A 12,428-nucleotide genomic window follows, 5' to 3' on the forward strand; every position below is an offset into this window, starting at 1 on the left:
ACGGCCCGCGCCTCCCGCAGGCCGGTCTCGCGCCGATCGCGGGAACAAGACCCGCCCCGATTGACGCTCAGGCCGGCGGCGCGGCCCGCGCCGCCGGCCCGTCCCTTGTCCCCGCCGATACCACCGTCGCGGCGACGAGATCGCCGATGACGTTGAGCGTCGTGCGGCACATGTCGAGGAAGCGGTCGACGCCGAGGATCAACCCGATCCCTTCGGGCGGCACCCCGACCGAAGCGAGGATCAGCGCGATCACCGGCAAGGATCCGGCAGGCACGCCCGCCGTGCCGATCCCGCCCAATATGCACACGAGCATCACCACCACCTGCTGCTGAAGCGTCAGATCGATGCCGAAGAATTGCGCGAGGAAGATCACCGTTACGCCTTCGAACATCGCGGTGCCGTTCTGGTTCGCGGTTGCGCCGATCGTCAGGACGAACCGCGCGACCTTGTCGGGGAGGCGCAGCCGGTCGTGCGCGACGCGCAGCGCGGTGGGCAGCGTCGCATTCGACGAGGCGGTCGCGAAGGCCATGACAAAGGCCTCCTGCGTCTCGCGGAAAAAAGCGACCGGCGATTTGCCCGCCAGCGTTTTGAGCAGGATCGGGAAAACGATGAACATCTGCAGCGCGAGCGCGAGCAGCACGACGCCGACAAAGGCCGACAGGCGGATGATGAGGTCCCAGCCGAATTGCGCGGCCAGATTGAACATGAAGCAGAAGACCGCGATCGGCGCGAGCTGGATGACGAGGCCGATCAGCTTCATCACCACCTCGAACACGCCTTCGACCACCGTCTTCAGCGCCTCGGTCCGCGGCGTGCGCACGAGCATCAGTCCGATGCCGAAGAAGAGCGCGAAGAACATCACCGCGAGCACATCGTTGGCACCCATCGCGGCGAAGACATTGTCGGGGACGATCGAGACGACCGCGTCCATCCCCGTCTTCGCCTCGCCCGCGCGATCGGCGATCGCCTGCGCACCCGCCGCGCCTTCGGCCATCAGCGAGCGCGCCAGCGCAGGATCGACGCCGGCGCCCGGCTGAAGCGCGTTGACGACGGCGAGGCTGATGACGACCGAGATCGCCGATACCACGATGGTGTAGACGAGCGTGCGAACGCCGACCGATTTCAGCGCACGCATCTCGCCCATTTCCGCGACGCCGACGATCAGCGCCGAGACGAGCAGAGGGATTACGAGCATGAACAGGAGACGGAGGAATATCTGCCCCAGCGGCCCCGTGACGTAAGTGGTGACCGTTTCGACCCATGTCGCTTCGGGTGCGCCATAATGGACGGCGAGCCCGATAATCAGGCCGGCGAGAAAACCGGCGAGCATTCGCCAGCGCAGCCTACGGGCGCGGGCTTCATCCCGCGCCGCCTGATCGATCGCCGCCGCTTCGGCCATAGTGAGCTCCTTGCTCGCCCCGATTTGGGCGGCCCGAAGCTCGCGCGTTACGCGTTGTCGGCCGCTGGCTTCTTCTCCCCTGCGTCATCACTATCACGAATATCGAGCCCGCGGGTTCCATGATGCTCGGTATGCGCCGGAGCGTGCGGCCTTTCGGTGAAGGCGGGATCGGGATGTTCGAGCATGCCTTCCCATTTGGTGATGACCGATGTTGCCACCGCATTGCCGACGACGTTGGTCGCGGTGCGGCCCATGTCGAGGAAATGGTCGATCGCGAAGACGAGCGCGACACCCTCGACCGGCAGGTCGAACATCGCGAGCGTCGCGGTGATGACGACGAGGCTGGCACGCGGCACCGCGGCGATGCCCTTCGACGATACCATCAACGTGAGCAGGATCAGGATCTGCGTCCCGATCGACAATTCGATGCCATAGGCCTGCGCGATGAAGATCGTCGCGAAGCTCGCGTACATCATCGAGCCGTCGAGGTTGAAGCTGTAGCCCAGGGGCAGCACGAAACCCGAAATGCGGCGCGGAACGCCGAAGCGGTCGAGCTGTTCGAAAAGCTTGGGCATCGCCGCTTCGGACGAGGCGGTCGAGAAGGCGATCAGCAGCGGCTCGCGAATGTAGCGGATGAGCTGGACGATCCGCGCGCGCAGGAAGACCGCGCCCGCGGCGAGCAACAGCGCCCAGAGCAGGACGAGCGAGATATAGAATTCGATCAGCAGTTCGGCATAGGTCGCGAGGATGCCGAGACCATATTGCGCGACGACCTTCGCCAGAGCGCCGAAGACGGCAAGCGGCGCGAGGCGCATGACATAGCCGGTAATCTGCAGCATGAGTTCGGCGAGCGCTTCGGCGCCGCGGACGAGCGGCTTGCCCTTTTCGCCGAGCGCGGTCAGCCCGACGCCCGCGAAGAGCGAGAAGACGAGTATCTGGAGAACGTTGTTTTCCGCCATCGCGGCGATGACATTCTTGGGGAACACATGTTCGATGAACTCGAACATATCGAGTTTCTTGACCTCGCCCACGGCCTGCGCCGACGCGGTCATGTCGACCCCGACGCCGGGCTGGAGCAGGTTCACCATGATCAGACCGAGGCTGATCGAGATCAGGCTGGCGATGATGAACCAGGCGATCGCGCGCGTGCCGATGCGGCCGAGCGCCGAACTGTCGCCCATATGCGCAATGCCGGAGACGAGCGTGCCGAGAATCAGCGGCGCGACGAGCATCTTGATGAGGTTGAGGAAGATGGTGGCGAGCGTACCGAAGCTGCGGAGCCAATATTCGAACGCCTGGCTGTCGGCCGGAACCGCAAGACGAACCGCATATCCGACGACGATGCCGAGGACCATGCCGATCAAAATGTACAAAGTGAGGCGACGCGCCATCAAGATACTCCCCTGTTCCGCACATGGCGGATATTTATGCGAGCGGAGGTAACAGGGTGATGCGCCGCGGGCAATCGCTGCCGGGCCTGTCGCGCGTCAAGGCGTCCAGAAAGCAAGCGCGGCGCAGCCCGCAGCGCCGGTGAGGATGTTGAGGGGGACGCCGATGCGCACGAAATCCATGAAGCGATAGTCGCCCGCAGCATAGACGAGCGTGTTGGTCTGGTACCCGACCGGGGTCGCGAAACAGGCCGACGCGCCGAGCATCAGCGCGATCAGCAACGGCTGCGGCGCGACGCCGGTCGCCTCCGCAATGCCGATGACCAGCGGGCCCATCAGCGCCGCGACGGCGTTGTTGCTGAGCAGTTCGGAGAGCAAAAGCGCCGAGAAATAGACGATCGCGATCACGGCCCATCGCGGCGCATCGGTCAGCACCGGTTCGAGCGCGCCGACCATCAACGCCACCGAGCCCGCCTGTTCGAGCGCCGCGCCGACCGCGAGCATCGCGAAGATCAGGATCAGCACGTCGCCGTCGATGCTGCCCCACGCCTCCGACGCGTCGATGCAGCGGGTGAGGAGGACGATGCCGACGCCGATGAAGGCGGCGATGCCGATCGACATCACGCCGGTGGCCGAAAGGAATACCGCGCTCGCCATCACGAGGATCGCGATCCACGCGCGGCGGCGGCGAAAGGCGGTGACCGACGCCATCGCGAGGCCAATGAGGTTGGGATTGTCGCGCAGCAGCGCGACATTCGCGTCGTCGGCTTCGACGAGAAGGCGGTCGGCGGCGCGGATGCGGCTTTCCGACAGCGTCGGTCCCGGAAGGTGGCGAAAGCGCGTAACACCGAGAATGCGGACGCGCTGGCGCTGAAGGAACGGAATTTCGGAGAGCGGCCGGTCGATCGAGCGGTGACTGGGCGACACGGTTATCTCGACGACGGTCGCTTCGGCTTCGGGACTGTCGCCGATGCCTATCGCGAAGCGCCGCTCGCTGCGGACGGTCATCAGCGCAGCGCCGTCGAGCCGCGCGACGATCCGATTGCCCGCCGCGAGCCGGTGGTTCTGCGCGTCGACTCCCGTCATCAGCTTTCCGCCCGCGATCACACCGACGATCTGGCCCGGTGCGATGCCGAGGCTTGCGGCGTCGAGCGACATGTCGACCGCCGGATCGTCTTCGCCAAGCGCAAGTTCGGTAAGGTAAAGTTGCTCTGCTCCGTCGGCCTTTTCGGCGATACGCGGATAATCCGACGGCAGGAAGCGCGCCATGACGAGCAGCCCGACGACACCCGCCGCCGCAACCGCGAGACCATAGGGAGTGATGCTGAACAACCCGAAATGACCGAGACCGGCCTGTTCGGCGATCCCCGCGACGACGAGGTTCGTCGAAGTGCCGATCAGGGTCAGGCAGCCGCCGAGTACAGCGATCACCGACAGCGGCATCAGCAATTTCTTGGGCGAGACGCCGAGGGCTTCGGCAAGGCGGAAGCAGACCGGCATCATCACGACGACGAAGGGCGTGCTGTTGATGAAGCCCGACACGAGCAAACCGCCGCCGAACACCTCGATCACCGCGAGGCGTGGATTCCGCCTGGCGCGGTCGACGACGTAATTGCCGACCTTGTCGATCACCCCGGTGCGAATGAGCGCGCCGGAAAGGATGAACATCGCCCCGACGGTAAGCGGCGCGCTGTTCGAGAAAACGCCATAGGCGCCTTTTTCGTCGAGCAGCCCGAGCGCGAGCATCGTGCCCGCGCCGGCGACCGCGACCACCGACGGCGAGAAGCGTTCCCAGACGAAGGCGGCGAACATGCCCGCGAGGATGAACAGGCCAATGACCGCCTTCTGCTCTGCGATAAAGGCGGCGACGAACTCCACTAGACCATCAGCCGTTCTGCGCCCTGTGCAGCAATTTGTGATCGGCGAGGACCAGCGCCATCATCGCCTCGACCACCGGCGCGCCGCGAATGCCGACGCAGGGATCGTGGCGGCCCTTGGTCACGATATCGGTCGCCTCCCCGGCCTTGTTGACCGTCGGAACGGGCGTCAGGATCGAGCTGGTCGGCTTGAACGCGACGCGCACGACAACGGGCTGGCCGGTCGAGATGCCGCCCGCGATGCCGCCGGCGTTGTTCGACAGGAAATCGGGGCGGTTGCTGCCGTCGCTCGCGGGACGCATCGGATCGGCATTTTCCTCGCCGCGCAGGCGCGCCGCGTGGAAGCCGGCGCCGATCTCGACGCCCTTCACCGCGTTGATCCCCATCATCGCGGCGGCGAGATCGCTGTCGAGCTTGGCATAGATGGGGGCGCCCCAGCCGGCGGGAACCCCGCTGGCGGCGCATTCGATGACGGCGCCCAGCGAACTGCCCGCCTTGCGCGCGGCGTCCATCAGACCTTCCCAGCGCTGCGCCGCAGCGGGATCGGGACAGAAAAAGGGATTGCGATCAATCTCTTCGAGGTCGAAGTTGGCGGGATCGATCGTATCGCCGCCGATCTCTGCGACCCAGGCGTGGATTTTCACCTCGGGGATCACGAGCCGCGCGACGCCGCCCGCGGCGACGCGCGCCGCGGTCTCGCGCGCGCTCGAGCGGCCGCCGCCCCGATAATCGCGGATGCCATATTTGGCGTCATAGGCGTAGTCGGCGTGGCCCGGGCGGTACGCTTGGGCGATCTCGCCATAATCCTTCGAGCGCTGGTCGACATTCTCGATCATCAGGCTGATCGGCGTGCCCGTCGTCTTGCCCTCGAAAGTCCCCGACAGGATGCGCACCTGGTCGGGTTCCTGCCGCTGCGTCGTGTGCCGCGACTGGCCGGGGCGGCGCTTGTCGAGGAAAGGCTGGATGTCGGCTTCGGACAGTGACAGGCGCGGCGGGCAACCATCGACGACGGCGCCGAGCGCGGGGCCATGGCTTTCCCCCCAGGTGGTGAAGCGAAGAACGCGTCCGAAGCTGTTGAAACTCATTGCCCTATCCCATCCGGCCGAATGCGGGTGCGTAATCCGCGCGGCCGCCTTGCGGCCAAGTCGCGCCCGAGTCCAGCATCATCGCCATGAAATGCGGGCCGGCGAACGGCGACGCGAAACGCGCCGCAAGTTCGGGCGAATAGCCGAAGCGCGGGTAATAGTTTTCGTGACCGAGAACGAAGCCGATCGCGACATCTTGCCGGCGGAGCGCGTCGAGCCCTGCGTGGATGAGGGCGTCACCGATGCCCTGGCGCTGGAGCGCGGGCGCGACCGAGACCGGCGCAAGGCCGGCGCCCGGGATCGCAGCGCCGTCGGCCTCGACATCCATACGGCTGAACAGCACATGCCCGGCGATCGCGCCATCCCGTTCGGCGACAAGCGACACCATGACGTCACCATCCGCTTCGATCATCCGCACAAGGTCCGCTTCGCCCTGATGTCCGAATTCGGTCCCGGCAAAAGCGGCGCGAATGACGCTGTCGATAGCCTCCTCATCCTCCGCGCGGGCGGGGCGGATGACGAGGCCGTCAGGCAAGCGCGATGTCCGGCGCGTCTTCCTGCTTCATGCCGACGGTGTGGTAGCCCGCGTCGACATGGTGTGTTTCGCCCGTGACGCCGCCCGACAGGTCGCTCAGCAGATAGAGCGCCGAGCCCCCCACGTCATCGATGGTGACGTTGCGGCGCAGCGGGGCGTTATGCTCGTTCCACTTGAGGATCAGGCGGAAGTCGCCGATGCCCGAGGCGGCGAGCGTCTTGATCGGCCCCGCCGAGATCGCGTTCACGCGAACGCCCTGCGGGCCATAATCATTGGCGAGATATTTGACGCTCGTCTCCAGCGCCGACTTGGCGACGCCCATGACGTTGTAGTGGGGGATGACCTTTTCCGCGCCGTAATAGCTCAGGGTCAGCAGCGAGCCGCCGCCCTTGCCGGTTTCGGGATCGAAGGGCGTCATCATCGCCGCGGCGCGCCTGGCGACCGCGGTGAAGCTGTAGACGCTGATATTCATCGTCATCAGGAAGTCGTCGAGCGTCACATCGGCATAATGGCCGCGCAGCGCCTCCTTGTTGGTATAGCCGATCGCATGGACGACAAAGTCGATCGTCGGCCAGCGTGCGGACAGCGTGGCAAAGGCCGCATCGAGATTGTCCATGTCGGCGACGTCGCAGTCGATCAGGAAATCGCAGCCGAGTTCGTCGGCGAGCGGCTTCACGCGCTTCAGCATCACATCGCCCTGATACGAAATCGCAAGCTCCGCCCCATGTGCATGCAATGCCCTGGCAATGCCCCAGGCAAGCGATTTGTCGTTCGCGAGGCCCATGATCAGCCCGCGCTTGCCCTTCATCAGACCCGTCATTTTTCTTCTCCAGCCTTTTTGGCTTCAAACTTCACATCGTCGACGCGCCCAATAGCGTCGTGGCCCAAATCCTCAACCTCTACCAACGCGGCATTGAGTTCGGCGCCCATCACCATACCCAATCCGACGAGGTAGAAAAAGAAGAGCGCGATCATGACACCCGCAAGGCTGCCGTAAGTTGCGTCGTAGCTGAGCAGGCTGGCGAGCAAAGGCGGGAGCGCGAGCGTGACCGCAATCCACCACAAGGTCGTGAACAACGCACCCGGCCATTTGGGGCAGTTTTTGAGGCGCCGGTATTTCGACGGCGTCAAGCTGTAGAACAGCATGTAGATCGCGAGAAAAAGGCCGAAACCCGACACGCCGCGCGAAATCAGCACGACACCGAACGACTGATATCTTTCAGGCAGCACACGGGTCACGAACTGTTCGATCCCGACGATCAGCACCTGCATGCTGAACGACAGCAGCATCAGCACGACCGCGCCGGTGATGATCCCGATCGACAGCAGCCGGTAATGGAAAAAACCCTTCGAGAAATGCGTGCCGTAGGCGCGGCGCAATATGTCGCGCACGGTCTCGATCAGACTGCCGACGGTCCACAGCGCGACCAGCGCGCCGAGCCACAGGAAAATGCCGGTGCGCGCGGTCATCACCTCGCGGATCGGTCCCGACAGCGCTTTTGCCACCGTCGGCGGCATGGTCGAGAAGACCGCCTCGATCGCCGCCTCGCCTCCGCTGCTGCCGCCGAAGATCGACAGCGCGGCGGCGAGCAGGATGAAGAAGGGGAAGAGCGCGATCAGCGCGAGGTAGGCGAGATTACCCGCATGGATGAAACCGTCGGTATAGGTGCCGACGACAACGCGGCGTGCGATGCGCCAGGCGCGTGTGCCGGGACCAAGCTGTTCGCGGCTGCGATCGATGATCCCCTGCGCCCGCGCGCGCAGCTTGACCCGCTTGGCACGCTCGGCGCGCGCCTCGGGCGAATGCGGCGAATGGCCCTCCGCCAGAAATTCCTTGCCAACCTCGTCGGCGACCTCGCGCTCGAGCGCCGCGACGGTCTTTTTCTCGCTGGCCTCAGCCACGCATCACACGCCGAGTTCCGCCCGCACGTCGCGCGGATCGGTCCATTCGCTGAGCAGCCTGATCAATGCCTCGTCGTCGGCCGGCAGGTCCACCATCAGACGGACGAGCTGGTCGCCGCGGCCGCCGCTCTTCTGGCTGAATCCCTTGCCCTTGAGCCGCATCACCTTGCCCGACGAGGAGCCGGCCGGGATCGACAGCATGACGGGGCCGTCGACGGTCGGCACCTTGATCTTCGCGCCCTTGACCGCCTCGTTCAGCGTGACGGGCAGGTCGAGGCGGATGTTGGCCCCCTCGCGCTCATAGAAGGGGTGATCCTTGACCGTGATCGTGACGATGCCGTCGCCGGTGCCGCCCGGTCCCGCCTGCCCCTTGCCGGCAAGGCGCATCTGGGTACCGGTCTCGACCCCCGCGGGCAGTTTCAGGTCGATCGTCGCGCCGTCGGCGAGTGCGATGCGCTGCGGCGCCTGTGTCGCGGCGTCGATGAAGCTGACCGACAGGCGATAGGCGACATTGGCGCCCTTTTGCGGCGGCGCGCTGCGTCCGCCGAAGCCGCCGAACGGCCCCCCGCCGCCGCGACCGCCGAACAGGCCTTCGAAGATGTCGCCGAAGTCGGCGCTTTCGCCACCGAAACCGCCCTGCCCGCGCGGGTCGCCGCGGAAGCCGCCGCCCCCGCCGCCATAGCCGAACGGCATCGCCGGATTGCCGTCACCGTCGATCTCGCCGCGGTCATATTGTGCGCGCTTCGTCTTGTCGGACAGGAGGTCATACGCCTTGGTCACGTCGGAGAATTTCTCCGACGCCTTCGGGTTGTCCTTGTTCTTGTCGGGATGAAGTTCCTTGGCGAGTTTGCGATAGGCGGACTTGATTTCCGTATCGCTTGCAGTCTTCGCAACGCCCAGGGTGGAATAGGGATCGGCCATCTTGCTCCTGTAGCCCGATAAGTGACTGGGCGTGAAGCCCGATTGCGTGCGCGATGTGGTAATGTCCCGCCGAAGGTCAAGTTCCATATACATCGCGCTCGACCATGTCCGCGACGCGCATTATGACCACGGCGATGAACGACGATCCCTTTGCCTTGTTCGACAGCTGGTTCGCCGAAGCGCGTGCCAGCGAACCCAATGACGCCAATGCGATGGCGCTCGCGACAGCGACGCCCGAAGGTCATCCGTCGCTGCGCATGGTGCTGCTGAAGGGACACGGCCCTGACGGCTTCGTCTTCTACACCAATCTCGACAGCCGGAAGGGCGGCGAACTCGCCGCGAACGCCCACGTCGCGCTGCTCTTTCACTGGAAATCGCTGCGACGGCAGATCCGCATCGAGGGCGCGGTAACGCCCGTCGAGGATAGCGTCGCCGACGCCTATTTCGCGACGCGGAGCCGCGACAGCCAGCTTGGCGCCTGGGCGAGCGACCAGTCGCGCCCGCTCGACAGCCGCGAAACCTTCGAGGCGCGCTTCGGGGAGATGCAGGCGCGGTTCGACGGGCGGGACGTGCCCCGCCCGCCGCGCTGGTCGGGGTGGCGCGTTAATCCTTCGGCTATCGAGTTCTGGCAGGACCGGGCGCACCGGCTCCACGAACGCACATCGTTCCGGCGCGCCGGCGATCGTTGGACGAAAGGATTGCTGTATCCATGAGCGCCGCACGCCGCCTTCCCATTACGCAGGTCGACGCTTTTGCCGACCGGCCTTTCACGGGCAATCCCGCCGCGGTGATGCCGCTCGAGGAATGGCTCGACGACGCGACCCTGCAAGCCATCGCGGCCGAGAATAATCTTGCCGAAACCGCCTTCCTCGTTCCCGACGAAAGCGACGAGGCCGATTATGAGCTACGCTGGTTCACCCCGACGATCGAGGTCGCACTGTGCGGCCATGCGACGCTCGCGAGCGGGCATGTCCTCCTGTCGGCGGCGCAGTGGCGGAACGACATGCATTTCCGCACGCGCAAGGCCGGGCGCCTGACGGTCGCGCGCAACGGCGATGACGGCGGTTACCGGATGAAGCTGCCCGCCTATCGGGCGGTTGCGAAGCCAATGCCCGACATCGCACGCGCGATGGGCGGCGATGTCGTCGAGGCGCTGTGGCATGACGGCGGCTATGCACTGATCGTCTATCACAGCGCCGAGGAAATTCGCGCGCTGACGCCCGATCTCGCCGCGCTCGGCAAAGAGGACATCCTCTATATAGCGACCGCTCCGGGTGGCGGCGATCCGTCGGACGCCGACGTGGTGAGCCGCGCCTTCGCGCCGGGCGCGGGCATCCCCGAAGACCCCGTGACCGGGTCGGCGCACAGCGTGCTGACGCCCTATTGGACGACGCGCCTCGGCCGCGATCATTTCGCGGCCTATCAGGCGAGCGCGCGCGGCGGCCATGTCGGCTGCCGCCTCGACGGCGAGATGGTCGAACTCACCGGCACCTGCGTCACGACGCTGGTCGGCGACTTCCTGCTATAGGCTTTCGGTCAGGTCGGCGAGGTGGCGGCGCAGCGCCGGAAACTGATCGTCGGTCGTGACGCCCAATCGCACGATCGTCACCCGCTGCGACGGCGAGACAATGACATATTGCCCCTGATGACCGATGCAGGCGAAAAGGTCGTTTGGGCCACGATCGGGCCATAGCGCCGGCTGCGCGCCAGCCGGGCGTTTGCGATTGAGCCAGATATGTCCGCCATAGCCGGCATCGTTCGCCGACGGCGTCAGCATGAAGCGGATCCAGGTTTCGGGAAGCAGCCGCTGACCGTTCACGACGCCATGGTTGCGCAGAAATTCGCCGAACCGCGCATAGTCACGCGCGGTCGCGTGCATGATCGACCCGCCGATCATCGTCCCGTGCGCATCGAACTCGGGGGTCAGGCTGGTCATGCCGAGCGGCTCGATCAGCCGGCCGCCGATGAAATCGCGCATCGCGTCGCGCCGTGCTTCGGGGTTTTTCGACGGCGTCAGCGTATCGGCCAATATGTCCGAAAGGATGACGCTGGTCGCCGAGCTGTAGTTGAAAACCTCGTCCGGTTGCGCCGCCGCGGGCTTCGCCTCGGCAAAACCCGCCATGTCCGCCGCGCCGTCGCCGAACAGCATCGCGACGGTGTCGCCCTGCCATACCGGATCGCCATTCTCGACATGCTCGAGCCCCGACGACATATGAAGGAGGCTCCGCAGCGTGATCGCGCCGCGCGGGTCGCCGCTCCGCTGCCATGCTTTGACAGGCGCCGGCCCATCGAGCGACAATTGCCCGTCGGCGACGAGGAAGCCGGTGAGCACCGCAGTGATGCTTTTCGCCATCGACCAGCTGATGAGCTTCGTATCGGGACCGAAGCCCGCGCCATAACGTTCGTAGATCAGCTCGCCGTCGCGCAATATGACGAGCGCGCGCGTCTGTCCGACATCGTCGGCATCGGTGAACAGCGCATCGGCCCGGCCGCGGATCGCGGCGGGAAGCGCGGGAAGCGCCCGGGGTGTGTCGGCAGCCGCGACGCCGTCGAGCGAGGCACCGAATTTGGGCGCGGGTGCGGCGGGCGCCAGATTGCCCTGCCCCGCGGCGTGGGTCAGCGACCAGGCGCCGAACATCGCGAGGGCGGCACTTGCCAGCAGCCGTTTTTTCGTGATCATGGTGCGGGTGAATAACATCAATCCGACCGGGCCGACAACCGGCGAGCCGCAGGCTCCCGCGCCGCCGCCCGACGCGCCCGCGCCATCCCGAAACAAGCCGAGCCGGTGGGGCGGCTGCCTCCCCTGGGCCATCATATTCGCCGTGCTTTTCGCAATCTTCGCGATCTGGAAATTCCCGTCGTTCCAGGCGCAGGCGGAACTGGGATCGGCCTATGCCGCACGCGTCGGCTGTTCGTGCCGCTATGTGCAGGGGCGCAGCCTCGAAAGCTGCCAGAGCGATTTCGAGCCGGGGATGGAAATGGTATCGTTGAGCGAGGATCCGTCGACGAAAACGGTGACCGGGAGCGTCCCGCTGCTCGCATCGCGCAGCGCCCGATACTCCGGGGCCAGCGGCTGCCTGCTCCGCCCCGAAAATTGACGCCGGAAGACGCCGCGCACCGGGTCCGGCGGAATCCAAATATGATCGGCCTATTCCTCGCCGTCCGCCGGCGAAATGGCCGACCGATGGCGCTGCCGCCATTCGCCCGGCGACATGCCCAGCTTGCGCCGAAAGATGGCGCAGAGATGCGCGTGACTGGAAAAGCCCGTCGCAAAGGCGATCTCGGCGATCGACAGCGGGCGGTTCATAAGGAACCAGCAGG

At 65.7% G+C, this 12,428-nt stretch carries 13 protein-coding genes; 3 read left to right on the plus strand and 10 right to left on the minus strand.

Annotated elements, in window-relative coordinates; all coding sequences use genetic code 11:
- Positions 1-67: 67 nt before the first annotated feature.
- The 8 genes from JHC57_RS17305 to JHC57_RS17340 all read right to left on the minus strand — a co-directional run bounded on the left by JHC57_RS17305 (position 68) and on the right by JHC57_RS17340 (position 9,107).
- Complete coding sequence (locus JHC57_RS17305; protein WP_294031553.1) at positions 68-1,399, minus strand: dicarboxylate/amino acid:cation symporter; 1,332 nt, start codon at positions 1,397-1,399, stop codon at positions 68-70.
- A 47-nt stretch (positions 1,400-1,446) separates the two neighbouring features.
- On the minus strand, positions 1,447-2,790 hold the full coding sequence (locus tag JHC57_RS17310; protein ID WP_294031554.1) for a dicarboxylate/amino acid:cation symporter: 1,344 nt from the start codon (positions 2,788-2,790) through the stop codon (positions 1,447-1,449).
- 96 nt (positions 2,791-2,886) lie between these two features.
- Positions 2,887-4,665, minus strand: a complete 1,779-nt coding sequence (locus tag JHC57_RS17315) for an SLC13 family permease (RefSeq protein ID WP_294031556.1) — start codon at positions 4,663-4,665, stop codon at positions 2,887-2,889.
- 7 nt (positions 4,666-4,672) lie between these two features.
- Positions 4,673-5,749 (minus strand): chorismate synthase, encoded by a 1,077-nt coding sequence (gene aroC, locus JHC57_RS17320; protein WP_294031558.1) that lies wholly within the window; start codon positions 5,747-5,749, stop codon positions 4,673-4,675.
- Positions 5,750-5,753: 4 nt separating this feature from the next.
- Entirely contained in the window at positions 5,754-6,284 is a 531-nt protein-coding gene (locus JHC57_RS17325) for a GNAT family N-acetyltransferase (protein WP_294031560.1), read from the minus strand.
- Entirely contained in the window at positions 6,277-7,104 is an 828-nt protein-coding gene (gene fabI / locus JHC57_RS17330; RefSeq protein WP_294031561.1) for an enoyl-ACP reductase FabI, read from the minus strand. Before fabI ends, JHC57_RS17325 begins: the two co-directional genes overlap by 8 nt.
- A complete protein-coding gene (locus tag JHC57_RS17335) occupies positions 7,101-8,186 on the minus strand; it encodes a YihY/virulence factor BrkB family protein (RefSeq protein ID WP_294031562.1) in 1,086 nt (361 codons plus the stop codon). Before JHC57_RS17335 ends, fabI begins: the two co-directional genes overlap by 4 nt.
- A gap of 3 nt (positions 8,187-8,189) precedes the next feature.
- Positions 8,190-9,107 carry a J domain-containing protein gene (locus JHC57_RS17340; RefSeq protein ID WP_294031563.1) on the minus strand — a complete coding sequence of 306 codons (918 nt, stop codon included), beginning with the start codon at positions 9,105-9,107 and terminating at the stop codon, positions 8,190-8,192.
- A gap of 134 nt (positions 9,108-9,241) precedes the next feature.
- Here JHC57_RS17340 and pdxH point away from each other — a divergent pair, with 134 nt between their 5' ends.
- Positions 9,242-9,820, plus strand: a complete 579-nt coding sequence (gene pdxH, locus JHC57_RS17345) for a pyridoxamine 5'-phosphate oxidase (RefSeq protein WP_294031568.1) — start codon at positions 9,242-9,244, stop codon at positions 9,818-9,820.
- Complete coding sequence (locus JHC57_RS17350) at positions 9,817-10,635, plus strand: PhzF family phenazine biosynthesis protein (RefSeq protein WP_294031564.1); 819 nt, start codon at positions 9,817-9,819, stop codon at positions 10,633-10,635. Before pdxH ends, JHC57_RS17350 begins: the two co-directional genes overlap by 4 nt.
- Here the strand turns inward: JHC57_RS17350 and JHC57_RS17355 are convergent.
- The gene (locus JHC57_RS17355; protein WP_294031565.1) at positions 10,630-11,787 is read right to left on the minus strand and encodes a serine hydrolase; all 1,158 of its coding nucleotides are present in this window, start codon (positions 11,785-11,787) and stop codon (positions 10,630-10,632) included. The genes JHC57_RS17350 and JHC57_RS17355 overlap by 6 nt on opposite strands.
- A 142-nt stretch (positions 11,788-11,929) precedes the next feature.
- On the opposite strand from JHC57_RS17355, the gene JHC57_RS17360 reads away from it, so the two are divergent.
- Complete coding sequence (locus tag JHC57_RS17360; RefSeq protein WP_294031566.1) at positions 11,930-12,205, plus strand: hypothetical protein; 276 nt, start codon at positions 11,930-11,932, stop codon at positions 12,203-12,205.
- A gap of 50 nt (positions 12,206-12,255) precedes the next feature.
- Here the strand turns inward: JHC57_RS17360 and JHC57_RS22510 are convergent, their stop codons facing one another.
- Positions 12,256-12,414, minus strand: a complete 159-nt coding sequence (locus JHC57_RS22510) for a helix-turn-helix domain-containing protein (RefSeq protein ID WP_366928550.1) — start codon at positions 12,412-12,414, stop codon at positions 12,256-12,258.
- Between the last annotated feature and the right edge of the window lie 14 nt (positions 12,415-12,428).

This window comes from Sphingopyxis sp. (assembly GCF_016463645.1).
Classification (GTDB): Bacteria; Pseudomonadota; Alphaproteobacteria; order Sphingomonadales; family Sphingomonadaceae; genus Sphingopyxis.